The following is a 23912-nucleotide window of genomic DNA, read 5'->3' on the forward strand; positions in this document are numbered from 1 at the left end:
CCGACCCGTTGTCAATCGGTGTTTTCGAGCACTGGACTTGACAAGGGTCTTACTAGTGTCCGAAATGTCCCGGGGTCTCCCAGCGGCCCCGTGAAAGGCGAAACGTGACTCCTGCCACGACGAAGAACACGCGGACGAAGAAGGCCGATCAGATCACCGCGGATCCCGAGGTCGAGGACGTCGAAGCGACCGAAGCGGCTCCCGCCCCCAAGCGTGCCGCGGCCAAGCGCGCCCCCGCGAAGAAGAAGAAGGCGGACGAGGTCGTCGAAGAGGACGAGGCCGCCGCCCCCGAAGGCGCCGAGGACGCCGCGGGCGACGACGAGGAAGAGGACGCGAAGCCGGCCTTCACCGAGCCGCTGCCGACCGGCGCGATCGTCATCTCCTCCAAGGACGACGAAGAGGTCCCGGTCTACTCGACCCAGATCACCGGTGCCACGGCCGACCCGGTCAAGGACTACCTGAAGCAGATCGGAAAGGTCGCGCTGCTGAACGCGGCCGAAGAGGTCGAGCTCGCGATGCGCATCGAGGCGGGTCTGTTCGCGGAGGAGAAGCTCTCCGCGATGTCTCCCGCCGAGAAGACGAGCCAGCTCGGACTCGACCTGCAGTGGGTCGCCCGTGACGGTCAGCGCGCGAAGAGTCACCTCCTCGGCGCGAACCTCCGTCTCGTCGTCTCCCTGGCCAAGCGCTACACCGGTCGCGGCATGCAGTTCCTGGATCTGATCCAGGAGGGCAACCTCGGCCTCATCCGCGCCGTCGAGAAGTTCGACTACACCAAGGGCTTCAAGTTCTCGACCTACGCCACCTGGTGGATCCGTCAGGCGATCACCCGCGCCATGGCCGACCAGGCCCGCACGATCCGCATCCCGGTGCACATGGTCGAGGTCATCAACAAGCTCGCCCGCGTGCAGCGGCAGATGCTGCAGGACCTGGGTCGCGAACCCACTCCGGAAGAGCTCAGTCGCGAGCTCGACATGACCCCGGAGAAGGTCGTCGAGGTGCAGAAGTACGGCCGCGAGCCGATCTCGCTGCACACGCCGCTCGGTGAAGACGGAGACAGCGAGTTCGGTGACCTCATCGAGGACACCGAGGCCGTGGTCCCCGCCGACGCCGTGGGCTTCACGATGCTGCAGCGTCAGCTCGAGCAGCTGCTCGACTCGCTCTCCGAGCGCGAGGCCGGCGTGATCCGGATGCGCTTCGGTCTGGGCGACGGTCAGCCGAAGACGCTCGACCAGATCGGCGACACCTTCGGCGTGACGCGTGAGCGCATCCGTCAGATCGAGTCCAAGACGATGGCGAAGCTGCGCCACCCGAGCCGCTCGCAGTCGCTGCGGGACTACCTCGAGTGATGCAGGCGAACGAGGGCAAGGCGCTCGAGACGAGTGTCGACGGAAAGAGCTACGCACGGATCCCGCTGCGCACCCGCGTCGTGATGCCGGATGACGACCTCGACGCCATCATCACCGAGTACGCGAAGGATGCCGTCCAGCCTGGCGACCTGCTGTTCGTGACCGAGAAGATCGTCGCGATCACGCAGGGCCGCTCGTACCGCCTGGACGAGATCAAGCCGCGGAAGCTCGCGCTGTTCCTGTCGAAGTACGTCACCCGTACGCCGTACGGCATCGGTCTCGGCATGCCCGAGACGATGGAGATGGCGCTGCGGGAGTGCGGCACGCCGCGCATCCTCTTCGCGGCGGCCGTCTCGGCGATCACCAAGGCCTTCGGACGCAAGGGCGACTTCTACCGCATCGCGGGGGATAAGGCCCGTGCGATCGACGGCCCCACCAAGCACACCATTCCTCCGTACAACGAGGCGGTCGTGCTCGGGCCGAAGGACCCGGACCGGGTTGCGGCACACCTGAAGACGCTGATCGGTGGCCAGGCCGAGGTGGCCGTGGTCGACATCAACGACCTCGGCGGGAACATCCTCGGCTCCACGCTGGACAAGGCGGGGGAGCTGCGGCTCGTGAAGATCCTCGGCGACAACCCGCTCGGTCAGGGCCTCGAGTCCACGCCGCTCGGTATCGTCCGCGCGGTCTGAGCGGACCGTCCCACCCCTTTACGACCGAACCGGCCCCTTGCGTGCGAACGCAAGGGGCCGGTTCGTACGTATGGGGCCGGTTCGCTTCGACAGGCTCAGAAGCCGATGACCTCGCGATAGCGCGGCTTGTGGCCGGTGCGGATGCCGGTGACGCTGGGCTTGTTCTCGTAGACACCCGCACCCCAGTTGCCCTCGACGAGTACGGGGCCGTCCGGGGTCACGACGACGTCCCAGCCGACGTACTGCACCTGCGGCACGACGCGGGCGACCTGATCGATGAACGCCCGCACCTCGTCCATGTAGGGCAGCTGGAAGTCGGCGATGCGGAAGCCCGAGTCCGGGTGGGTCTCGTGAACGTGACCGTGCGAGTCGTAGCCCGCCCCCACGGCGTGCCCGTTCTCATCGAGCATCGTGTAGAAGCCGCCGAACGTCATCTGGTCGCTCACCGCGCCGCGGCCGAACTTCTGTGCCATCGCGAGGATGTGCGCCTTCTCGCCGTCGAAGAACGCCGTGATGCGGGTGGTGTTCACGGTTCCGGGGCAGACCGCCGCCAGATCGTCGTGCTGGCGGATGACCTCTTCGATCAGCAGCTCGCCGCGATCGAGGAGACCGCGGTGGAACTCGGTCCAGTCCGTGATGTCGGCCGCGTGGTACCGGTGCACGCCGGTCCCGGCTTGGCCGACCGGCTCCTTCGTGACGATGGTGCCGAGGCGCTCCGTGAGGGCGCGGACCTCGTCCGCGTTCCCCTCCTCGACCACCATCCACTCACGGTGCAGGTGCGCGGAGAACTTGCGGTTGAACTCGATCTTGTCCTGGAAGATCCAGCGGAAGTCGGGGTGGTCGTACTTCTGCGAGAGCTGGTTGGAGACCGGGTGCGTCATGTACGTCTCGCGCTCGGCACGGTTCAGCATCGCGAAGTCGTAGTCGATGTAGTCCTGGAAGCCGACGTTGTGACGGGCCGCCGACCAGAGCATGTCGGCGACGATCGTGGGCACGGGCCGGTGATGCTGGGCCGAGGCCTCCTTGGCCCGTTCGAACACCGAACCGACGTCGATGCGGCGGGCACGGCCGAGGAGGTAGCGGATGCGGGGCGCGAGAGAAAGACGAGACATGGAGCTCCGGGTCTAGGGATCGACGTCCCAGTCTACGCGGGGAGCCCCCAGGCTCCTGGGAGTGCGGAAGCTAGGCTGGAGGACGTGTGTGACACGAGTTCGAGTGCGCTTCCGCAAGCGATGATCTCGCGTTCGGCCCTCGCCGCCGGCGCGTCCGCGGCGATCCGGGCGGGAGGGACGACGGCCGACCTCCGGCGCGATGCCTGGGGTCACGGTCTGCTCGCCGTCGCCCATGCGGTCACCGCCGCCGGCGCCGCAGAGGTGCTCGTGGACTCCCCGGGCGAGGTCGAGGCGCTGCGCCTCGAGGGCATCCGTGCCACCACGACCGGCGAACCGGACACCGATCCCGCGCTGCTCTACGGTCTGCCGAGCGCGGCGGGTGCCTCGGCCACCCCTCCGGTCATGAGACTCGTCGGTCGGGTGATGTCCACCAAGCGTCTGCGAGCGGGGGAGGCCGTCTCCTACGGCTATACCTTCCGGGCCGCAACGGACACCGTCGTCGCGCTCGTCACGGGCGGGTACGCCCAGGGCATCGTCCGCGCCCTCGGCAATCACGCCGACGTCGAGGTGGACGGCGCGCTTCGCCCGATCATCGGGCGTGTCGCCATGGACGTGTGCGTCATCGATCTGCAGGGCGGCGCGGCGGACGTGGGGGATCCGGTGACCTACTTCGGTGGGACCGGGCCCGCTTCCGACGCGATCGGCCACTGGGCCGCGGTCACCGGGATGACGCCGGCGGAGCTCGTCGCCGTTCCCGGCGCGCACGCCGTGCGCGGATGGGAGGCATGATGGGAGGCCCGATGCGACCTGAGCTGCGACTGGACAGCGCCGTGTTCCGCGCCAACGTCGCGGCGGTGCGGGACCGGCTGGGCGAATCCACGCTGATGCTGGTCCTGAAGGACGACGCGTACGGTCACGGTCTCCGCTGGGCGGTCGAGACCGCGCGGGAGGCGGGGGTCACCTCATTCGGCAGCTATGACGTGCGCGGAGGCCTCGACGTCCGACGTATCGTCGGGGCGGCGGCTTCCGTGTTCGCCTGGGCGACCTCGACCGACGAGGAGATCGACGAGGCGCTCCTGCAGGACATCGAGCTCGGGGTCGGGACGGTCGAGTACCTGCGGCGCATCATCGCGCGGGCGGAGGTCCTCGGCGTGCGCGCGCGGATTCACCTGAAGATCGACACCGGACTGCACCGCAACGGCGTGCGCCCGGAGGATTGGCCGGCGGCGGTGGCGGAAGCGAGGGCGGCCGAGAGCGCGGGCACCCTCGCGCTCGTGGGAGTGTGGAGCCACATCGCGGAGGCGAGCGACGCCGAGGACGACGAGGCCCAGTCCGTATTCCTCGATGCCGTGCAGCACACCGGCCTGTCCGGAGCTGTGCCGGAGGCCCTGCACCTCACGGCGTCGGCGGCATCCTGGTGGCGTCCGGAGCTGCGCGGCACGGTGTCGCGGATCGGGGCGTTCTGCTACGGCATCCGTTCGGCGGACGGCCCGGATCTCGACGGCGTGCAGCCGGCGGCACGCCTCGTCGCCCCGGTCGTCCGGGTCGACGGCGACGCCGCGGTCGTCGCCGTCGGCAGTCTCGACGGCCTCCCCTCGACACTCGCCGGAATGGCAGTCGGTACTCCGGCCGGCCCCCGCGTGGCCGCCGAGGTCGGTCTGGCGACGACGACGGTCGCCGGCTGGCCGGGCATGGCCGTCGGTGACGAGGTGACGATCTTCGGCCCCGGCGTACAGGGGGAGGACACAGCAACGACCCTCGCCGAGCGGATCGACACGGTGGGCGAGGAGATCCTCACCCGACTCGGTCCGCGGATTCGGCGGAGGGTCGTGGAGTGACCCGGCTGGGCCGGGTCAGTCGCTGATCAGACCGTCTCGATGAGGCGAGCGGTCTCGTCGTGCCAGCTGGTGGCCACGCTGCGCAGCTTCTCTTCGTACTTGCGGCCGTGGTGGGCGCAGAAGAGCAGCTCGGAACCGTTGACCTCAGCGGCGATGTAGGCCTGCGCTCCACACGAGTCGCAGCGGTCCATCGCGGTCAGGCGGTACTCGACAGCGGAGGTCTCACGTTCGGTCGTTGCATTCATCTCGGGGCCTCCTCGGGTGTCGGCGTCCTTGTTGGTCGTGCTCAATACAACCACGCTGCACCTGGGGGCATGCCCGGTCGACGGCGTGTTTCGCTCAGCGCGTACGCGCCCACCCGCGAAGGCGGCGCCCCCGGGGAGTGTCTGCGAGGGGCAGCTCCCTCCCGCGAATAGACTCGGAGATTGTGAATGCCGAGTACTCCGCCCATCATCTCCAGGTGCTCGAAGGACTCGAAGCGGTCCGCAAGCGCCCCGGCATGTACATCGGCTCGAACGGTTCGCCCGGGCTCATGCACTGCCTCTGGGAGATCATCGACAACTCCGTCGATGAGGCGGTGGCCGGCAACGGCTCGCGCATCGACGTCATCCTCCACGACGACGGCAGCGTCGAGGTGCACGACCGCGGTCGCGGCATCCCCGTCGACGTGGAGCCCCGCACCGGCCTGACCGGCGTCGAGGTCGTCTACACGAAGCTGCACGCCGGAGGGAAGTTCGGTGGCGGCTCCTATGCCGCTTCGGGCGGTCTGCACGGCGTCGGCGCCTCGGTCGTGAACGCGCTCTCCGAGCGCCTGGACGTCGAGGTCGACCGCGGCGGCAAGACGTACGCCATGTCGTTCCACCGTGGCGAGCCCGGCATCTTCCAGGACTCCGGGGAGAAGCGCCCCGACGCGCCGTTCACCCCGTTCGAGGAGAACAGCGAGCTGCGCGTCGTCGGCAAGGCACCGCGCGGCGTCACCGGCACTCGCGTGCGCTACTGGGCCGACCGCCAGATCTTCACGAAGGACGCCGCCTTCCAGCTCGCGGAGCTGGAGACGCGGGCTCGGCAGACGGCCTTCCTGGTCCCCGGGCTCGAGATCGTGGTGCGCGACGAGCGCGCCGCGAGCGCCGTCGTGGGGGAGGACGGCACGCCGACGGGCCCCGTGGAGACCTCGTACCTCTATGAGGGCGGCATCTCGGAGTTCGTGGACTACCTCGCGGTCGACCCGCCGGTGACCGATACCTGGCGTATCCAGGGCGAGGGCACGTTCACCGAGACCGTGCCCGTGCTGCAGCCCGACGGGCACATGGTGGCGACCGAGGTCGAGCGCGTCTGCGCCGTCGACATCGCCCTGCGCTGGGGCACCGGCTACGACACCCGGATCCGCTCCTTCGTGAACATCATCTCGACGCCGAAGGGCGGCACGCACCAGCAGGGCTTCGAGCAGGAACTGCTGAAGGCGCTGCGCAGTCAGGTCGAGCAGAACGCGCGCCGGCTCAAGGTCGGCAACGACAAGCTCGAGAAGGACGACGTCCTCGCCGGTCTCACCGCCGTCCTCACGGTCAATGTGCCGGAGCCGCAGTTCGAGGGCCAGACGAAGGAGGTGCTCGGCACGCCTGCCGTGCGCCAGATCGTCGCTCAGGTGATGCGCAAGGACCTGCAGCAGCGTTTCACCTCCACGAAGCGCGACGACAAGAGTCAGGCGACGCAGCTGCTCGACAAGATCGTCTCCGAGATGAAGGCCCGGGTGTCCGCACGGGCACACAAGGAGACGCAGCGCCGCAAGAACGCGCTCGAGTCGTCGACGCTGCCGACCAAGCTCGTCGACTGCCGGACGAACGACGTGGAGCGCAGCGAGCTCTTCATCGTCGAGGGCGACTCGGCTCTCGGCACGGCGAAGAACGCGCGCAACAGCGAGTTCCAGGCGCTGCTGCCGATCCGCGGGAAGATCCTCAACGTGCAGAAGGCGTCGGTCGGCGACATGCTGTCCAACGCCGAGTGCGCGTCGATCATCCAGGTGATCGGGGCCGGCTCCGGGCGGACCTTCGACATCGACGCGGCGCGCTACGGGAAGATCATCCTCATGAGCGACGCCGATGTCGACGGGGCGCACATCCGGACCCTCCTGCTCACGCTCTTCTTCCGCTACATGCGGCCTCTCATCGAGCACGGACGGGTGTTCGCGGCCGTGCCGCCGCTGCATCGGATCATCGTCATCAACCCGGGCTCGAAGCCGAACGAGACCATCTATACCTACAGCGAGCAGGAGCTGCACGCGCTGCTCGCGAAGCTCCGGAAGGCCGGCAAGCGCTGGCACGAGCCGATCCAGCGTTACAAGGGGCTCGGAGAGATGGACGCGGAGCAGCTCGCGAACACGACGATGGACCGTTCCGGTCGCCTGCTCCGCCGAGTGCGGATGGAGGACGCCGAGGCCGCGGGCCGCGTCTTCGAGCTGCTCATGGGCAACGAGGTCGCTCCGCGTCGCGAGTTCATCATCGACTCCGCCGACCAGCTCTCGCGGGAGTCCATCGACGCCTGAGGGCGGAGGCGACGAGAAAGGGGACCCGGCGAGGCCGGGTCCCCTTTCTCGTGGGACGGATCAGACGAGCGTGCGGCCGATGCTGCCGATGACGCCGTCGATCGGCTGACCGGAGGCGTCGCGACGCGCTCCGGGCTCGGGGAGCTTGCGCACCGCGCCGGTGGGGTCGACGGCCAGAGCCGGGGTCGGGCCGACCCAGGCGACGGTGAGGCGGTCCTCGCCCTTCAGGAAGGCGTGGGCGCGGACGCCACCGGTCGCGCGTCCCTTGGACGGGTATTCCGTGAACGCCGAGACCTTCGCGCGGCCCGGCTCGGTGCCGGGAAGGACGCTGTCCGCACCGGAGACCGTGGCGACGACGGCTTCGGCGTCCGGGCTGACGGCGCCGAAGAAGAGGACCGCGGCGCCCGAGCCGAGCTTGATGCCCGCCATGCCGCCGGCCGGCGCGCCCTGCGGACGGACCGCCGAGGCCGAGAACCGTAGCAGCTGCGCATCCGTCGTCAGGAACACGAGGTCCGCGTCGTCCGCCGCGTCGGCCACACCGACCACGGAGTCGCCGGTCTTGAGGCCGATGACCTCGAGGTCCGGACGCACCGGCAGGGTCGACGGCACGATCCGCTTGACGATGCCCTGCGCGGTGCCGAGGGCGACCGGGGTGTCGCTGTCGAAGCGGACGAATCCGAGGATGCGCTCGCCCTTGGTCGTGATCCCCAGGTAGTCTCGCAGCGGAGTCCCCGCGGCGAGCTGTACGGAGGTGCCGGGCACCGAGGGCAGGTCGACGGGGGAGAAGCGGACGACGCGTCCCGTGCTCGTGAGCGCACCGACCTCCCCGCGCACCGTCGTCTCGACGGTCGCGAGGATGGCGTCGTGCTTGCTCCGCCGAGCAGGGGCGGTGAGCTCCTGCCCTTCGGTGAGGTCCACGCGCACGGCACGACCGGTCGTCGACAGGACCACGGTGGTCGGAGCGTCGGCGATCTGCAGATCCACCGCGCCCTTCGTCGCGCGGGGCTTCGGCGGGGCCGCATTCATCAGCAGGGTACGGCGCGGCGTCCCGTAGGCCTCGGCCACGGCGTCCAGCTCCTGCGCGACGGCCGCGCGCAGCAGCGCCGGGCTGGCGAGCAGCTCCCGCAGCGACGCGATCTCCGCGAGGAGGGCGTCTCGCTCCGCCTCGAGCTCGATGCGAGAGAACTTCGTCAGGCGCCGCAGCCGCAGCTCGAGGATGTACTCGGCCTGCGGCTCGCTGAGGTCGAACACGGAGCGGAGCCGGGTGCGTGCCTGCTCCGTGTCGTCCGAGGACCGGATGACCTGGATGACCTCGTCGATGTCGAGGATCGCGATGAGCAGACCCTCCACCAGGTGCAGGCGCTCCTCCCGGCGTGCGAGGCGGTAGCGGCTGCGGCGGGTGATGACCTCGATGCGGTGGCCGACGTAGACGCTGAGCATCTCCTTGAGCCCGAGGGTGCGGGGCTGGCCATCGACGAGCGCGACGTTGTTGATGCTGAAGGAGTCCTCCAGCGGGGTGAGCCGATAGAGCTGCTCCAGCACGGCGTTCGGATCGAAACCGGTCTTGATCCCGATCGCGACGCGGAGGCCGTGGTTGCGGTCGGTGAGATCGGTCACGTCGCTGATGCCCTGCAGCTTCTTCGCCTGCACCGCGTCGCGGATCTTCTCGATCAGACGCTCGGGGCCGACCATGTACGGCAGCTCCGAGACGATGATGCCGGTGCGGCGGGGACCCAGTGGCTCGATCGAGGTGCGTCCGCGGACCTTCAGAGCGCCGCGCCCGGTCGTGTAGGCGTCCTTGACGCCGTCGAGCCCCATCAGGATCCCGCCCGACGGGAAGTCGGGACCGGGGACGTACTCCATGAGGTCCTCGGTGGTGGCGTCCGGGTTCTCCAGCAGGTGGGTTGCCGCGGCGACGACCTCGATGAGGTTGTGCGGCGCCATGTTGGTCGCCATGCCCACCGCGATGCCGCTGGCACCGTTGACGAGCAGGTTGGGGAACGCCGCGGGCAGCACGGCGGGCTGCTGGAACTGGCCGTCGTAGTTCGGGATGAAGTCGACGACGTCCTCGTCGAGGTTCTCGGTCAGCGAGAGCGCGGGAGCGGCGAGGCGCGCTTCGGTGTACCTCGCGGCGGCGGGGCCGTCGTCCAGGGATCCGAAGTTGCCGTGACCGTCGACGAGCGGCACCCGGAGGGCCCACTCCTGCGCGAGGCGGACGAGCGCGTCATAGATCGCCGAGTCCCCATGAGGGTGCAGCTTTCCCATGACCTCGCCGACGACGCGGGCGCTCTTCACATGGCCGCGGTCCGGGCGCAGGCCCATCTCCGCCATCTGGAAGAGGATGCGACGCTGCACCGGCTTGAGCCCGTCCCTCGCGTCGGGGAGTGCGCGCGAATAGATGACGGAGTAGGCGTACTCGAGGAAGGAGCCCTGCATCTCGTGGGAGAGGTCGATGTCCTGGATGCGTTCCTCGACAGGCTCGGGCGGCGGGGTTTTCGGCATGGACTTCCTGAGGGCGTACGGGAGCCTGTGTCAGACTGGCTCGGATGTCCTTCATGCTACCGTCCGCGCCGTCCGGCACCCGGAGCGTCGTCGGGGTGGCGGACGACCTGTGCGCCGCGCTCCGAGGCGAATCCGCGACGCTGCCGCGCGCCGAATCGGCGGTTCTCGTCGTGATCGACGGCCTCGGCGCGATCAGCCTCCGCGGCCATGCGGGGCATGCGCGGTCGCTGACCGCCGCGATGACGAAGAAGGACATCGCGCAGACGGTGTTCCCGACCACGACCGCCGCCGCGCTCACGAGCCTTACCACCGGCGTCTGGCCGGGCGAGCACGGTCTCGTCGGGTACCGCGTCCGGGATCCCGAGCGGGACATCCTCGTGAATCAGCTCAGCGGGTGGGAGACGGACGGCCTGGACCCGCTCACCTGGCAGGGGGCACCCACGATCTTCGAGCGCGCCGCTGCGGGGGGACGAGCGACGTTCGCGGTCGGGCTCGCCGCCTACGCGCACAGTGGCTTCACCCGAGCGACGTTGCGGGGGGCGACGTTCGTCCCCGCGGCGACACCGGAGGAGCGCGTCGAGACCGCGTACGCCCTCGCTGAGCAACACCCCGGTGCGCTCGTGTACTGCTATCTGCCGGAGGTCGACAAAGCCGGCCACAAGCATGGTGTCGCCTCCGCCGAATGGGTCGCCGCGCTGGAGCGCATCGACGGCGCGCTGTCCGTGCGCGTCCCGCCTCGCGTCGGCGTCGTCGTGACCTCCGACCACGGAATGGTCGATGTGCCGTCGCACCGTCAGGTGGTGCTGGAGGCGGAGCACCTCACCGGTATCCGCCACGTCGGCGGAGAGCCCCGGATGCTGCATCTCTATGCGGAGCCCGACGCCGACGCCGCACGGCTGACCGTACGCCTCCGCAGCGACCTCGAGGGCGTGGCCGACGTCGTCACCCGCACAGAGGCGGTGCAGACGGGTCTTCTCGGTCCCGTCGTCCGTGAGGACGCCCTCCGGCGCATCGGCGATCTTCTGGTCATCGCCACCGGCGTACGAGCGCTCTACGACGGCACAGCCGAGGACCAGCGCAATCGCGGCATGATCGGACAGCACGGAGCGCTCACGCCGGAGGAGACCAGGGTCCCGTTCCTGCGGTTCGGCGCGTTCGCCTCCTGACGCGGAAGCGGGAGCGGCTCACTCGTCGGTACGTGCTCCGAAGACGATCTCGTCCCAGGACGGCATGGCGTTCCTCCGGCGTCGCCGGCCGGTGCCTTCGCCGTCGCCGCCCGCCGGCTGACGGGGTGTCGGCTCCGGAGCCTCCGGCTCATCGTCCGGTTCTTCCAGTGCTGCGAACAGGGCGATCGGGTCGGGCTCGTCGTGGTTCTCCTCCACGTCGCGCTCGATCGGCGACGGCTCGCGCTGGCCCCGGCGACGGCGCAGGGCTTCCAGGAGGTCGGCGGTCTCCGGGCTCGTCGAGGCGGCGTCGGGTGCGCGGTTGATCGCGGCATCCTGGACGGCGGGGGCCGAGCGCTCCGGCTGAACCGGCTCCTCCGCGTCCGCGGCGGGCGCAGGAACGAGGCGAGGACCGAACGCGCCGGAGTCGAAGCGGCTGTCGTCCTTGTAGGGCGAGGTGGCGCGGTCGGCTTCCACAGCCCGCAGGCGAGGGATCAGCCCGTCCGGGAGGGACCCCTGCCGCGAGAGTTGCGTGGCGTCGGCGTTCAGGGGGGAGAGGGCGCTGCGCCGCGGGTCGAAGCTCCAGCGCGCGTCGTGCTCGACGTCGTTGGCGGAGAACTCCAGCTTGATGATCCAGCCGGATTCCTCCTTCCAGCTGGCCCAACGCTCGGACGATGCGCCCACTTCGGCGAGTTTGGCGCGGACGGCGGCGCCGAAGGTCGGCTGGGCGTCCGGCTCGACCTCGCTGCCGATGAGGACGGGCACGGCTAGCGCCTGCCCGATGATGTGCTCACGCTCGGCGAGGACCGGACCCTCGAAGCGGGCGACGTCGTCGACGCTGATCCCGAGGAGCTCGGCGACCTCGGCAGCGGTGAGTCCGGCGCGGATCTGCGCCTGGATGTCCCGCGGACTCGCGGCGAGCTTCTGCGCCGCCGGCTCGGCTTGGCGGGTGGCGCGGCGGATCTCCCGCTGCAGCACGGCGTCGATGGGCAGCGCGAACCGCTCGCCCGCCTCGGTCGCGAGGACGAGCACTCCTGCTTCTGTGCCGACGATGGTGACGTTTTCCATGCGAATGCCCCTCTGATGGGTGTGCGTTCATGGTGTCACGCCGGACCGGTCGGACCAGGGAATACGGCGGGCGTGCCGTGAGTTTGCCCTGCTGCATGGGAGGGCATTTGCGAAACGCCCGCCGGTCATGCAAACTATGGCCGCCGATTACCCGACGGCGCACCCGCCCACTCGCACCATGAAAGTGGAGATTCACCGCATGGCAACCGATTACGACGCTCCCCGAAAGAGTGAAGACGACTCCGAGTCGATCGAAGCCCTCAAGGAGCGTGTGCCGGACAAGCTGTCCGGCACGACCGGAGACGAGGACTCCGACAACCCGTCGAACTTCGATCTCCCTGGCGCGGACCTCTCCGACCTCGAGCTGGATGTCGTCGTGCTGCCCGCGCAGCAGGACGAGTTCACCTGCATGAGCTGCTTCCTCGTGAAGCACCGCTCGCAGCTCGACCACGAGGGACCCGATGGCCCCATCTGCAAGGAGTGCGCTGCCTGAGCAGCTCTCCGAGCGACGCCTCACGCGCCCCCGACCTTCCCGGTCAGGGGCGCGCTGTCGTTTTCCGGGGCGGGTCAGCCCCGCGCCGCGCGGATGGCCGCGGCGAGACGGTCGGGGGTGCGGGTCGAGATCGTCCACGCGATGACGGGATCGGCCTCGTCGGTGTTCGGCACCACCACCAGGCCGTCGATGCCGCCGCGGATGAGGTGCCACCCGCGAGCCGGGAGCTCCGGCCCTCGTGCGGCCCGCGCCTCGTCGCCGGTCAGCGCCACCGGTTCGCCGAGGTAGCGCACGTCGATGTGGGCGCGTCCCGCGCGGAGCACGCCGCTCTGCACCGACACGACTGGAGCGAGGACGATCGCGGCCACGACGAGGAGCGCGGAGACCGCGGCGCCGAGGAGCAGCGCGAAGGTCGAGCCCACGGGCACGAAGATCAGGGACACCATCGGGCCTGCGAGGGCGATGGTGACCAGCAGCCACAGGCTGGGGGCCAGGCGTTCGCGGTAGTGGGGACGTGTGTCCGTGGCGGGGTTCTGCATTAGCCTCATGGGGTGACCGATTCCGTTGATGTCCCCATTATCGCCGCAGTGGTCCCCGGCTACGCGCATCCGGGTGACGCCGGCGCCGATCTCGTGGCCGCCGAGGCCGTGCGGCTGGAGCCGGGGGAGCGTGCGCTCGTCCCCACCGGCGTGCGCATCGCCCTGCCGGACGGTTATGCGGCTTTCGTGGTGCCCCGCAGCGGGCTGGCGGCGAAGCACGGCATCTCGATCGTGAATTCCCCGGGGACCGTCGACGCCGGCTACCGGGGAGAGATCAAGGTCAGCCTGATCAACACGGACATCCACAGCGCGTACGATGTCGCCGTCGGCGATCGCATCGCACAGCTGATCGTGATGCCCGTCACCCGTGCCCGGTTCCTTCCGGTCGACGAGCTGCCGGACAGCGTCCGCGGCGCCGGCGGATTCGGATCGACCGGCTATCAGGCACAGACTCCCGAGAACGAAGCAGGACAGGCGAAATGACCGACAGCAACGACACCCCCTCCAAGTCGGCGCCGGAGAACCGCGCCACCGAGGGACCGTTCGACGACTCCGAGGCGAACCCCGTCCGCCCGTACATCGACCTCGGCGGGATCAAGATCCTGCCCCGCGAGGGCCTGAACCTGCGGCTCGAGGTGGAGGAGCAGAGCAAGCGCATCGTGGCGGTCGGGCTCGACTACGCCGAGTCGTCGCTCCAGGTGCAGCCCTTCGCCGCTCCGCGCAGCGGCGGTCTCTGGGACGAGACGCGCGTCCAGCTGCGCGACCAGGTCAAGGCGCAGGGCGGTCGGGTCGAGGAACGGGAAGGTCCGCTCGGCAAGGAGCTCCTCGCCGAGGTGCCCGCGACAGCCAGCGAGGGCTCCGGCCTGCGCCTCGCGCGCTTCATCGGCATCGACGGGCCCCGCTGGTTCCTCCGCGGCGTCATCGGTGGCGCGGCCGCCTCGGACCCCGAAGCCGCGGCGAAGGTCGAGGATCTCTTCCGCTCGATCGTCGTCGTGCGCGGAGGAGCGCCCATGCCGCCGCGCGACCTCATCCCGCTGAAGATGCCGGCGACGCCGGGCTCCGCGTGACCACGCCGGACGCCGAGGAGCCGCGCGCGCAGAGCGCATCGGAGATCCTCGGAGCAGCGCTCGGAGGCGCGGCGCGCAAGGCAGGACTCGACCCGTCCGAGAGCGCGAGCACGCACAAGGTGGTCTGGTCGGCCATGGGTGGCTGGCGCGGGATCCTCGAGTCGGTCCTGCCGAGCCTCGCGTTCGTGATCCTGTTCACCCTTCGGCCGGAGCCCCTGCTGCTGCCCCTGGGAGTGTCCGTCGGTCTGGCCGCCGTGTTCACCGTCGTCCGCCTGGTGCAGAAGTCTCCGCCATCGGCCGCCCTCGGCGGGCTCATCGCGGCCGTTGCCGCCGCGGGACTGGCGCTGTGGACGGGCCGCGGCGAGGACAACTTCGTTCCCGGCCTCATCACGAACGCGGTCTACGGCTCCGCGATCCTCGTCTCCGCGCTCATCGGCTGGTCCGTCATCGGCCTCGCCGTGGGCTTCCTCATGGGGGAGGGCACCGCCTGGCGCGCCGACCGTCGCAAGCGGCGGGCCTTCTTCTGGCTCGGCATCGCCTGGGCCGTGCTGTTCTTCACGCGACTGATGGTGCAGTTCCCGCTGTACCTGGCCGGCGACGTCACCGCCCTCGGCACCCTCAAGCTCGTGATGGGGCTGCCGCTGTTCGCGCCGCTGATCGCCGTGACCTGGCTGGTGGTCCGTGCGCTCTATCCCCGCGCGTCGTCGCACGACGACCCCGCGGCGGCGTGATAGATTTATCTCGACATCAAGATAAATCACGGGCTTTCGCCGGTGACCAGCGCGGAGCAGACTGGTTAGGTCCCCCTTGCTAGCCGCGCGGCCGCACCGGCGAGCAAGATGGAGGCGCCTGTCGCTCCCATCCGAATAGAAGGAGACGGATTCGTGTCCACGGTGAACAGCTTCGGTGCCAAGAGCACCCTGACGGTCGGCAGCACCGACTACGAGATCTTCCGCATCGACACGGTGCCCGGTTTCGACAAGCTCCCCTTCAGCCTCAAGGTCCTCCTGGAGAACCTGCTTCGCACCGAGGACGGCGCGAACGTCACGAAGGCGCAGATCGAGGCGCTCGGGTCGTGGGACGCCAACGCGGAGCCCAACACGGAGATCCAGTTCACGCCGGCGCGCGTGGTCATGCAGGACTTCACTGGCGTGCCCTGCATCGTCGACCTCGCCACGATGCGTGAGGCCGTCACGGCACTTGGTGGCGACCCGAACAAGATCAACCCGCTCTCGCCGGCCGAGATGGTCATCGACCACTCCGTCATCGCCGACCTCTTCGGCACCGAGAACGCCCTCGAGCGCAACGTCGAGATCGAGTACGAGCGCAACGGCGAGCGGTACCAGTTCCTCCGCTGGGGCCAGACCGCGTTCCAGGACTTCAAGGTCGTGCCCCCCGGCACCGGCATCGTCCACCAGGTGAACATCGAGCACCTGGCGAAGGTCATCTACGACCGCACCAACGGCGGCGTCCTCCAGGCCTACCCCGACACCTGTGTCGGCACCGACTCGCACACCACGATGGTCAACGGCCTGGGCGTGCTCGGCTGGGGCGTCGGCGGCATCGAGGCCGAGGCCGCGATGCTCGGCCAGCCCGTGTCGATGCTCATCCCGCGCGTCGTCGGCTTCAAGCTCTCGGGTGAGATCCCCGCCGGCGTGACCGCGACCGACGTGGTGCTGACCATCACCGACATGCTGCGCAAGCACGGCGTCGTCGGCAAGTTCGTCGAGTTCTACGGCGAGGGCGTCGCCTCGGTGCCGCTGGCCAACCGCGCGACGATCGGCAACATGTCGCCCGAGTTCGGCTCGACCGCCGCGATCTTCCCGATCGACGACGTCACCCTCGACTACCTGCGCCTCACCGGCCGCAGCGAGGAGGCCGTCGCGCTCGTCGAGGCCTACGCCAAGGAGCAGAAGCTCTGGCACGACGCCTCCCACGAGCCGGTCTTCAGCGAGTACATGGAGCTCGACCTCGGCACGGTCGTCCCGTCCATCGCCGGCCCGAAGCGCCCGCAGGACCGCATCCTCCTCTCCGAGGCGAAGACGCAGTTCGAGCAGGACATCCTGAACTACGCCACGGCCACCACCAGCGAAGACATCGTCGACCTCGAGTCCAAGCACTCCTTCCCGGCGTCCGACCCCGGTCAGGTCCCCGGCGAGGAGGAGCCGACCACGCGGCCCGTGCACATCAGCAGCGGTGCGCCGGCCAACGTGTCGAACCCCGTCCCGGTCACGACTCCCGAGGGCGAGAAGTACACGCTCGACAACGGCGCCGTCACGCTGGCCGCCATCACGTCGTGCACCAACACGTCCAACCCGTCGGTGATGATCGCTGCCGGCCTCCTCGCCCGCAAGGCGCGGGCGAAGGGCCTCAATCAGAAGCCGTGGGTGAAGACCACGCTCGGCCCCGGTTCGAAGGTCGTCACCGACTACTACGAGAAGTCCGGTCTGGACAAGGATCTCGAGGGCCTCGGCTTCTACACGGTCGGCTACGGCTGCACGATCTGCATCGGAAACTCCGGGCCGCTCATCGAAGAGGTCTCCGAGGCGATCAACTCCCACGACCTCGCGGTCACGGCCGTCCTCTCGGGCAACCGCAACTTCGAGGGCCGCATCAGCCCGGACGTGAAGATGAACTACCTGGCCAGCCCGCCGCTGGTCATCGCGTACGCCCTCGCCGGCTCGATGCACTTCGACTTCGACACCGACGCGCTCGGCAAGGACGCGGACGGCAACGACGTGTTCCTCAAGGACATCTGGCCGTCGCCGGAAGAGGTCCAGGAGATCGTCGACTCGTCGATCTCGCGCGACCAGTTCATCAAGCAGTACGCCACCGTGTTCGACGGTGACGAGCGCTGGCGCAACCTGCCCACGCCGGACGACGACACGTTCCAGTGGGACGAGAACTCGACCTACGTGCGCAAGGCCCCTTACTTCGACGGCATGACGATGGAGCTCACCCCGGTGAAGGACATCGAGGGTGCGCGCGTGATGGCGACGCTCGGCGACTCGGTCACCACCGACCACATCTCGCCGGCCGGAAACATCAAGCCGGGTACCCCTGCCGCCCAGTACCTCACCGAGCACGGCGTCGACCGCAAGGACTTCAACTCCTTCGGCTCGCGTCGTGGCAACCACGAGGTCATGATCCGCGGCACGTTCGCGAACATCCGCCTGAAGAACCTCATGGTCTCGGCGGTGAACGACGGCCAGGTCGTCGAGGGCGGCTACACCCGCGACTTCACGCAGCCGGGCGGCCCGCAGTCGTACATCTACGACGCGTGCATGAACTACGCCGAGCAGGGCACCCCGCTCGTCGTCTTCGGCGGCAAGGAGTACGGCTCCGGCTCGTCCCGCGACTGGGCGGCCAAGGGCACGAGCCTCCTGGGCGTCAAGGCCGTGATCACGGAGAGCTTCGAGCGCATCCACCGTTCCAACCTCATCGGCATGGGCGTCGTTCCGCTGCAGTTCCCCGCCGGCGAGAGCTGGGAGTCGCTGGGTCTCGACGGCACCGAGATCGTCTCGATCACGGGGCTCGAGGAGCTCAACAACGGCGTCACCCCGAAGACCGTCAAGGTCACGGCCACCCCGAGCGAGCACTCGCCCGAGGGCAAGCAGACCGTCGAGTTCGACGCGGTCGTCCGCATCGACACCCCCGGTGAGGCGGACTACTACCGCAACGGCGGCATCCTGCAGTACGTGCTGCGCTCGCTCGTCTGATCCGCATATCCGAAGGGGCTCGTGTCCACCGACACGGGCCCCTTCGGCGTGTCAAGGGCCTCTCGTCCTCGGGGGATTCACGGCTCCGAGCGGTAGGATCGGGAAGGCGTCCGCACCCGCTCGGACGCTTCGCCGAAGCCTGTGAGGAGGCGCAGATGCCCATTCTTCCGAGCATCTCTGGACCGCGCGATCTTGATCGGCTGACGCCGGAGCAACTGGAAGAACTCGCATCCGAGATCCGCGCCTTCCTCGTCGAGAACGTCTCCCAGACCGGGGGTCACCTCGGTCCGAACCTCGGGGTCGTCGAGCTGACGATCGCGCTGCACCGCGTGTTCTCCTCTCCGGAGGACCCCTTCATCTTCGACACGGGCCACCAGTCCTACGTCCACAAGATCCTCACCGGTCGCCAGGACTTCTCGAAGCTGCGCGTCCGGGAGGGGCTGGCCGGCTACCCGCAGCGCGCGGAGAGCCCTCACGATGTCGTCGAGTCGTCCCACGCCTCCAGCTCGCTGAGCTGGGCCGACGGGGTCTCGCGTGCTCTCACCGCCACCGGGCGCTCCGACAGGCACGTCGTCGCGGTCGTCGGCGACGGCGCACTGACCGGCGGGATGACGTGGGAGGCGCTGAACAACATCTCCGACGACAACGACCGCAACCTCGTGATCGTCGTCAACGACAACGGGCGTTCGTACGCGCCGACCATCGGCGGCATGTCTCGCTTCCTCAACCGGGTCCGCACCGCGGCGGCCTACAAGGACCTCCACCACAAGTCGGATCGTCTGTTCCGCGCGTTCGGGCCGGTGGGACGCGCGGTGTTCCGCGGCGTGCGCGGCGGTACCCACGGATTCCTCTCGCGGTTCACGAACAACGAGGCGCTGTACTCCAACCTCGACATCAAGTACCTCGGCCCCGTCGACGGGCATGACCTGCCGGCGCTGCTGGAGACGCTGGAGCTGGCGAAATCGTACGGTGCGCCCGTCATCGTGCACGCGATCACCGAGAAGGGCCGCGGCTACCAGCCCGCCCGCGATGACGAGGCCGACCAGTTCCACGCCGTCGGCAAGATCGACCCGACGACGGGGGAGACCCTGTCGTCGGGCGGCCGCGGCTGGACGGATGTCTTCTCCGACGCCCTCGTGAAGGTCGGCGAACGCCGCTCGGACGTGATCGCCATCACGGCGGCCATGCTCCGACCCACCGGCCTCGCGCCCTTCGCGGAGCGGTTCCCCGACCGCGTCTACGACGTCGGCATCGCCGAGCAGCATGCGGTGGCCTCGGCCGCCGGGCTCGCGTACGGCGGTCTGCACCCGGTCGTCGCGGTCTACGCCACGTTCATGGGGCGCGCCTTCGATCAGGTCCTCATGGACGTCGCGCTCCACCGTGCCGGCGTCACGTTCGTGCTCGATCGCGCGGGCGTCACGGGCCCGGACGGCCCGAGCCACCACGGCATGTGGGATCTCGCGATGCTGCAGATCGTCCCCCACATCCGCATCGCTGCGCCCCGCGACGGCGCGCGACTGACCGAGGCGCTGGACGAGGCGGTCGCCGTGGAGGAAGCTCCGACCGTGATCCGCTTCCCGAAGGGCGACGTGTCCGCCGATCTGCCGGCGCTCGAGCGTCTCGCGGACGGCGTGGACGTGCTCGCGCGGGGTGAGGGGGAGGACGTCCTCATCGTCGCGATCGGCCCCTTCGCCGCCCTGGCCGTCGACGTGGCCGACCGGTTGCGCGCCCAGGGCATCGACGCCACCGTGATCGACCCGCGGTGGGCGATCCCCGTGCAGCCGTCCGTCGTCGAACTCGCCGCACGGCACCGCCTGGTGATCACCCTGGAGGACGGCATTCGCGTAGGCGGCATCGGTACGCGCGTGCGGCAGGTGCTCCGCGAGGCGGGCATCGACACGGCCGTCGACGAACTGGGCCTTCCCGACGAGTTCATCGACCACGCATCACGCGACCAGATCCTCGCGGACGCCGGCCTCACCGCCTCGAAGATCGCCCAGGACGTCGTGGCGCAGGTTCTCGGTACGCGCATCCCGAAGGCCCGTCACGCCGGCGAGACCGGCGCGATCGAGCTCCCGCTTCACGAACGGCACTGACGGGCCCGTTGCCGCGAGCCTTGTCAGGGGCTGTCGGTGAGGGTCTCGGCGACGATCCGCTCCACGGCTCCGAGAGCTCGGGCGCGCTCATCGGGCACCAGCCCGATCCGCGTGCGGCGGTCGAGCACATCAGCTGCGGTGAGTGCGCCCTGAAACCGGACCGCGTGCTCGACGGCGGCCCGGAAGAGCGCGCTGCCCGGGACCACGGCGTCCTGCGAGCCATCTCCCGGTGCGGGATCGTCGATCAGGCGCAGGGTCGCGGTGCCGCTGGGGCCGCCCCGGAGTCCGCGCTGCCGCACGGCGAGGTCTACGGCATCCTCCGCCATCCGACGGTAGGTCGTCAGCTTGCCGCCGAGAACGGAGATGACGCCTGACTCTGAGGTGCGCACGAGATGACGACGTGAGATGTCCGCGGTCTCGGACGCTCCGGTGTCGACGAGCGGGCGGAGGCCGGCAAACGCCCCGCGGACCCGGTGCCGCGCCAGGGGCACCGCGAGCAGGCGGTTCAGCGTCTCCAGGAGGAAGGTGATCTCCGCCTCCGTGGGCTCGGCGACGGAGGGGATGGGTCCGGGCGCATCGACATCGGTGAGCCCGACGATGACACGCCCTCCGCGCTGCGGCAGGGCGAACACGTAGCGGCTGATGGAACCTTCCAGCGGGATGGTCAGCGCCGTCACGGGATGGCCGAGGTCTGCGGCGTCCAGGAGGATGTGGGTGCCACGGCTCGGGCGTATCGCGAGGCCGTGATCGAGGGTCGCCGCCCAGACACCGGTGGCGTTGATCACCGTCCGCGCCCGGATGTCGATGCGCTGCCCGGTGAGCGTGTCGGTCACCGCTGCACCGTCGGCGTGCAGCCGCTCGGCGCGTACTCGGGTGAGGATCCGCGCGCCGAGACCCGCCGCCGTGCGGGCGACGGCCACGACGAGGGCAGCGTCGTCCGACAGCTGGCCATCGTATGTCACCATGCCGCCCCGCAGGCCACGAGGGTTCAGAGCGGGGAACAGGCGCAACGCTCTCGCCGTCCCGACGGGGTGCGGGCCCGGCAGGACCTTCCCGCTCGTGCGTACCTGCAGGCGCAGAAGGTCGCCCATCGCCATCCCCGCGGCTCCGGCCCCACGCTGGCGACCGCTGACGCCCGGGGCGAAGGGGAGCAGCTGCCCGAGCGGACGGATGAGGTGGGGGGCGATCACCGACATCAGCAGGTGCCGCTCCCGCGCACTCTCGCGCGCCGTCGCCACGTCCCCCGTCGCGAGGTACCGCAGCCCGCCGTGGACGAGTTTGGAGCTGAACCGGCTCGTTCCGAACGCGAGGTCCTCCGCCTCGATCAGCGTCACGCGAAGGCCGCGGGATGCGGCGTCCAGCGCAACGCCCGTCCCGGTGATCCCGCCGCCGACCACGAGGAGGTCGCAGGTGCCGTCCGCCGCGGCGGCGAGATCGCTTCGGCGGCGGGCCGCGTGGAGGGCGGTCGGGGCGGAGATCATGGCCGGAGGTGGCCGTCCAGTGCGGCGCGGAGCTCGCGTTCCCAGGCCTTCTCGTCGATGAGGTCGGCCACCGTGCCGTGCGACAGCACGGCGGACTGGGCGATCAGGAGCAGCATGACGGCGATCTCGCCGGGATCACCCGCGCGCACCGAGTCCTGGGCCTGCGCCGCCGCGATCGCGTCGGCGAGCCACTGGAGGATGAGTCGCTGGCTGGACCCGACCCGGTGCAGGGTGTACCGCGTGAACGCCTCGGGTTCCTCGTCGAGGAGGTGGCCGTACACGGGGTCGGCCCGGAACAGGGAGGTGAACCGCAGCACGTCCGCGACGAGCGCATCCCGGGAATCGACTCTCTCGGGGAACGCGCTGAGGAGATCGGCGACCCGTCGCAGAAGCGCGGATCGGACGACGTCGTCGGCATCCCGCCACGTCCGGTAGATGGTGGGCCGGCTGAGACCGGAACGACGTGCAAGGGCGGCGATCGTCACCCCGTGGACGCCGGCGCGGACGAGCAGGTCGTCAGCGGCGTCGAGGACTCGACGCTGCGTGGCGTCCCAGGCGGGCGTGGAGCTTTCCGAGCGAACGGCGGGTGGTTGACGTTCTTCCATGATGTGTCACACTGTAACCCATGGAGCAGGCGAACGGCAGAGGGGCCGACAGGCCCGAGATGCGCTGGAACGGCTGGGGCGACCCGGATCGGGCGAAGGACCTTCCGCTCGCGGTTCGAGGACTGCTGCCCCTGCTCCTCGGACACGTTCCCCGTCCGCCGCGTCCGCCCGCGCTGGAGGACGTGCGCGTGCGGCCTTCACGACTGGCCGCGGATGATCTCGACGCGCTGGCTGCGGCGGTCGGCCCCGATGCGGTGGACATCACGACGTCGGCGCGCCTCCGGCACGCCGGAGGCCGTTCCACGCCCGACCTTCTGCGACGACGCCATCCCGAGCAGGATGCCCCCGACGTCGTCGTGTTCCCCGCGGACCATGACGCCGTGCGCGCCTGCCTCGCGCTGGCGGGGGAGAGTGGGATCGCGGTGATCCCCTTCGGTGGGGGAACGAGCGTCGTCGGGGCGCTGGACCCGGAGACCGGCCCGCATCGTGCGGTGCTCAGCCTGGACCTGCGCCGGCTCTCCGGCCTGCTCCGGCTCGACGAAGTGAGCGGCGAGGCGACCCTCGCGGCAGGTACCACCGGACCCGAGGCGGAAGCGCTGCTGTCGGCGTACGGGTTCGAGCTGGGGCACTTCCCGCAGAGCTTCCGGTATGCGACCATCGGCGGTTTCGCCGCGGCTCGGTCGTCCGGACAGAACTCGGCGGGCAACGGGCGCTTCGACGCGATGGTGACCGGGATCCGCGTCGCGACGCCCACGGGGGATCTCGACCTCGGCCGCGCGCCGGGATCGGCGGCCGGGCCCGATCTCCTCCGCCTCTTCCTGGGCTCCGAGGGGATCTTCGGCGTGATCACCGAGGTCCGGGTCCGGGTGCATCCGGTGCCGACGGAGCGGATCTTCGAGTCGTGGACCTTCCCGGATTTCGACCGCGGCGCCGATGCGCTGCGGCGGGTGGTGCAGCAGGGCGCGGGTCCCACGGTCATCCGCCTCTCCGACGAAGCCGAGACGGCGGTGAGCCTCGCCCAGGTCGGCCGGATCGGGAAGGCTCTCGCCAAGGGAGCCAGCGTCGTGACGGTGTTCGAGGGCGAGGACGCCGCCGGCCGCCGGGACCGGACCGCCGCGATCCTCGCCGCGGCGGGTGGCCGCAGTGCCGGCACCGGCGACGCGGAGGAATGGGCGGCGGGACGATTCGACGGCCCGTACCTGCGCGACGCCCTGCTCGACGCCGGGGTGTTCTGCGAGACGCTGGAGACCGCGAGCACCTGGTCGAATCTCCGCACGCTCAAGGAAGCGGTCGAGGCGGCTCTGCGCGACGGCTTCGACGCGGCGGATGCCCGCTCGTACGTCATGTGCCATGTCTCCCACGTATATCCGACGGGAGCCTCCCTCTACTTCACGGTGCTCGCCGGGCTGCGACAGGACCCGCTCGAGGCGTGGACGGTCGTGAAGGGGAGGGTGAACGACGCGATCCTCGCGAACGGCGGGACGATCAGCCACCATCATGCCGTGGGTCGTGATCACGCCCCGTGGCTTGCGGAGGAGATCGGGGAGACCGGCGTGCGGATCCTCACCGCCGTGAAGCGGGAGCTGGACCCGCGCGGCATCATGAACCCGGGGGCCGTCCTCGCGGATGTGCCGACGAGGGCGACCCTCTGA

Annotated in this window: 20 protein-coding genes; 13 read left to right on the forward strand and 7 right to left on the reverse strand. The window is 69.8% G+C overall.

What is annotated here, in order from left to right:
- The first annotated feature begins 104 nt into the window (after positions 1-104).
- Together CYL12_RS03395 and CYL12_RS03400 are read left to right on the forward strand one after the other, a co-directional pair.
- The gene (locus CYL12_RS03395; protein ID WP_101845545.1) at positions 105-1346 is read left to right on the forward strand and encodes an RNA polymerase sigma factor; all 1242 of its coding nucleotides are present in this window, start codon (positions 105-107) and stop codon (positions 1344-1346) included.
- On the forward strand, positions 1346-2038 hold the full coding sequence (locus CYL12_RS03400) for a coenzyme F420-0:L-glutamate ligase (protein ID WP_060921806.1): 693 nt from the start codon (positions 1346-1348) through the stop codon (positions 2036-2038). The genes CYL12_RS03395 and CYL12_RS03400 overlap by 1 nt, the downstream gene beginning before the upstream one ends.
- A 95-nt stretch (positions 2039-2133) precedes the next feature.
- On the opposite strand, the gene CYL12_RS03405 is transcribed toward CYL12_RS03400, so the two are convergent.
- A complete protein-coding gene (locus CYL12_RS03405; protein WP_025103580.1) occupies positions 2134-3150 on the reverse strand; it encodes a sugar-transfer associated ATP-grasp domain-containing protein in 1017 nt (338 codons plus the stop codon).
- 120 nt (positions 3151-3270) lie between these two features.
- Here CYL12_RS03405 and CYL12_RS03410 point away from each other — a divergent pair, with 120 nt between their 5' ends.
- Together CYL12_RS03410 and CYL12_RS03415 are read left to right on the forward strand one after the other, a co-directional pair.
- A complete protein-coding gene (locus CYL12_RS03410) occupies positions 3271-3939 on the forward strand; it encodes an alanine racemase (RefSeq protein ID WP_101845547.1) in 669 nt (222 codons plus the stop codon).
- An 11-nt stretch (positions 3940-3950) separates the two neighbouring features.
- Positions 3951-4988 (forward strand): alanine racemase, encoded by a 1038-nt coding sequence (locus tag CYL12_RS03415; protein WP_101848650.1) that lies wholly within the window; start codon positions 3951-3953, stop codon positions 4986-4988.
- 26 nt (positions 4989-5014) lie between these two features.
- Here CYL12_RS03415 and CYL12_RS03420 read toward each other — a convergent pair whose 3' ends face one another.
- Positions 5015-5233: a DUF7455 domain-containing protein gene (locus CYL12_RS03420; RefSeq protein WP_025103577.1), complete on the reverse strand. Its 219-nt coding sequence runs from the start codon at positions 5231-5233 to the stop codon at positions 5015-5017.
- Positions 5234-5412: 179 nt separating this feature from the next.
- Here CYL12_RS03420 and CYL12_RS03425 point away from each other — a divergent pair, with 179 nt between their 5' ends.
- Entirely contained in the window at positions 5413-7527 is a 2115-nt protein-coding gene (locus CYL12_RS03425; protein ID WP_101848651.1) for a DNA gyrase/topoisomerase IV subunit B, read from the forward strand.
- A gap of 60 nt (positions 7528-7587) precedes the next feature.
- Here CYL12_RS03425 and CYL12_RS03430 read toward each other — a convergent pair whose 3' ends face one another.
- Positions 7588-10029 carry a DNA gyrase/topoisomerase IV subunit A gene (locus CYL12_RS03430; RefSeq protein ID WP_101845550.1) on the reverse strand — a complete coding sequence of 814 codons (2442 nt, stop codon included), beginning with the start codon at positions 10027-10029 and terminating at the stop codon, positions 7588-7590.
- Between the two features lie 44 nt (positions 10030-10073).
- Between CYL12_RS03430 and CYL12_RS03435 the strand changes: the two genes are divergently transcribed.
- A complete protein-coding gene (locus CYL12_RS03435) occupies positions 10074-11195 on the forward strand; it encodes an alkaline phosphatase family protein (protein WP_101845552.1) in 1122 nt (373 codons plus the stop codon).
- 18 nt (positions 11196-11213) lie between these two features.
- Here CYL12_RS03435 and sepH read toward each other — a convergent pair whose 3' ends face one another.
- A complete protein-coding gene (sepH, locus tag CYL12_RS03440) occupies positions 11214-12260 on the reverse strand; it encodes a septation protein SepH (RefSeq protein ID WP_101845555.1) in 1047 nt (348 codons plus the stop codon).
- Between the two features lie 199 nt (positions 12261-12459).
- Between sepH and CYL12_RS03445 the strand changes: the two genes are divergently transcribed.
- A complete protein-coding gene (locus CYL12_RS03445; protein ID WP_025103572.1) occupies positions 12460-12753 on the forward strand; it encodes a DUF4193 domain-containing protein in 294 nt (97 codons plus the stop codon).
- A 74-nt stretch (positions 12754-12827) separates the two neighbouring features.
- Here CYL12_RS03445 and CYL12_RS03450 read toward each other — a convergent pair whose 3' ends face one another.
- On the reverse strand, positions 12828-13292 hold the full coding sequence (locus tag CYL12_RS03450; protein ID WP_101845557.1) for a DUF3093 domain-containing protein: 465 nt from the start codon (positions 13290-13292) through the stop codon (positions 12828-12830).
- Positions 13293-13304: 12 nt separating this feature from the next.
- Between CYL12_RS03450 and dut the strand changes: the two genes are divergently transcribed.
- The 5 genes from dut (at position 13305) to dxs (ending at position 20174) form a co-directional block, all read left to right on the forward strand.
- Entirely contained in the window at positions 13305-13775 is a 471-nt protein-coding gene (gene dut / locus CYL12_RS03455; RefSeq protein WP_060921812.1) for a dUTP diphosphatase, read from the forward strand.
- The gene (locus CYL12_RS03460) at positions 13772-14359 is read left to right on the forward strand and encodes a DUF3710 domain-containing protein (RefSeq protein WP_060921813.1); all 588 of its coding nucleotides are present in this window, start codon (positions 13772-13774) and stop codon (positions 14357-14359) included. The genes dut and CYL12_RS03460 overlap by 4 nt, the downstream gene beginning before the upstream one ends.
- Complete coding sequence (locus tag CYL12_RS03465) at positions 14356-15090, forward strand: DUF3159 domain-containing protein (protein WP_101845559.1); 735 nt, start codon at positions 14356-14358, stop codon at positions 15088-15090. The genes CYL12_RS03460 and CYL12_RS03465 overlap by 4 nt, the downstream gene beginning before the upstream one ends.
- 108 nt (positions 15091-15198) lie before the next feature.
- Positions 15199-18078 (forward strand): aconitate hydratase, encoded by a 2880-nt coding sequence (locus CYL12_RS03470; protein WP_199399182.1) that lies wholly within the window; start codon positions 15199-15201, stop codon positions 18076-18078.
- Positions 18079-18233: 155 nt separating this feature from the next.
- Positions 18234-20174 carry a 1-deoxy-D-xylulose-5-phosphate synthase gene (gene dxs, locus CYL12_RS03475; protein ID WP_101845564.1) on the forward strand — a complete coding sequence of 647 codons (1941 nt, stop codon included), beginning with the start codon at positions 18234-18236 and terminating at the stop codon, positions 20172-20174.
- A 23-nt stretch (positions 20175-20197) separates the two neighbouring features.
- On the opposite strand, the gene CYL12_RS03480 is transcribed toward dxs, so the two are convergent.
- Both CYL12_RS03480 and CYL12_RS03485 read right to left on the reverse strand, forming a co-directional pair.
- Entirely contained in the window at positions 20198-21655 is a 1458-nt protein-coding gene (locus tag CYL12_RS03480; RefSeq protein ID WP_101845566.1) for a glycerol-3-phosphate dehydrogenase/oxidase, read from the reverse strand.
- A complete protein-coding gene (locus CYL12_RS03485; protein WP_101845568.1) occupies positions 21652-22260 on the reverse strand; it encodes a TetR/AcrR family transcriptional regulator in 609 nt (202 codons plus the stop codon). The genes CYL12_RS03480 and CYL12_RS03485 overlap by 4 nt, the downstream gene beginning before the upstream one ends.
- Before the next feature lie 20 nt (positions 22261-22280).
- Here CYL12_RS03485 and CYL12_RS03490 point away from each other — a divergent pair, with 20 nt between their 5' ends.
- Positions 22281-23912 (forward strand): FAD-binding oxidoreductase, encoded by a 1632-nt coding sequence (locus CYL12_RS03490; RefSeq protein ID WP_233486826.1) that lies wholly within the window; start codon positions 22281-22283, stop codon positions 23910-23912.

This window comes from Zhihengliuella sp. ISTPL4 (assembly GCF_002848265.1).
Taxonomy (GTDB): domain Bacteria; phylum Actinomycetota; class Actinomycetes; order Actinomycetales; family Microbacteriaceae; genus Microbacterium.

Coding starts and splice junctions, on each gene's coding strand:
- CYL12_RS03400 (WP_060921806.1), top strand. CDS start 1,346: ATGCAGGCGAACGAGGGCAAGGCGCTCGAGACGAGTGTCGACGGAAAG.
- CYL12_RS03405 (WP_025103580.1), bottom strand. CDS start 3,150: ATGTCTCGTCTTTCTCTCGCGCCCCGCATCCGCTACCTCCTCGGCCGT.
- CYL12_RS03410 (WP_101845547.1), top strand. CDS start 3,271: ATGATCTCGCGTTCGGCCCTCGCCGCCGGCGCGTCCGCGGCGATCCGG.
- CYL12_RS03415 (WP_101848650.1), top strand. CDS start 3,951: ATGCGACCTGAGCTGCGACTGGACAGCGCCGTGTTCCGCGCCAACGTC.
- CYL12_RS03420 (WP_025103577.1), bottom strand. CDS start 5,233: ATGAATGCAACGACCGAACGTGAGACCTCCGCTGTCGAGTACCGCCTG.
- CYL12_RS03430 (WP_101845550.1), bottom strand. CDS start 10,029: ATGCCGAAAACCCCGCCGCCCGAGCCTGTCGAGGAACGCATCCAGGAC.
- CYL12_RS03435 (WP_101845552.1), top strand. CDS start 10,074: ATGTCCTTCATGCTACCGTCCGCGCCGTCCGGCACCCGGAGCGTCGTC.
- sepH (WP_101845555.1), bottom strand. CDS start 12,260: ATGGAAAACGTCACCATCGTCGGCACAGAAGCAGGAGTGCTCGTCCTC.
- CYL12_RS03445 (WP_025103572.1), top strand. CDS start 12,460: ATGGCAACCGATTACGACGCTCCCCGAAAGAGTGAAGACGACTCCGAG.
- CYL12_RS03450 (WP_101845557.1), bottom strand. CDS start 13,292: ATGCAGAACCCCGCCACGGACACACGTCCCCACTACCGCGAACGCCTG.
- CYL12_RS03460 (WP_060921813.1), top strand. CDS start 13,772: ATGACCGACAGCAACGACACCCCCTCCAAGTCGGCGCCGGAGAACCGC.
- CYL12_RS03470 (WP_199399182.1), top strand. CDS start 15,199: ATGGAGGCGCCTGTCGCTCCCATCCGAATAGAAGGAGACGGATTCGTG.
- dxs (WP_101845564.1), top strand. CDS start 18,234: ATGCCCATTCTTCCGAGCATCTCTGGACCGCGCGATCTTGATCGGCTG.
- CYL12_RS03480 (WP_101845566.1), bottom strand. CDS start 21,655: ATGATCTCCGCCCCGACCGCCCTCCACGCGGCCCGCCGCCGAAGCGAT.
- CYL12_RS03485 (WP_101845568.1), bottom strand. CDS start 22,260: ATGGAAGAACGTCAACCACCCGCCGTTCGCTCGGAAAGCTCCACGCCC.
- CYL12_RS03490 (WP_233486826.1), top strand. CDS start 22,281: ATGGAGCAGGCGAACGGCAGAGGGGCCGACAGGCCCGAGATGCGCTGG.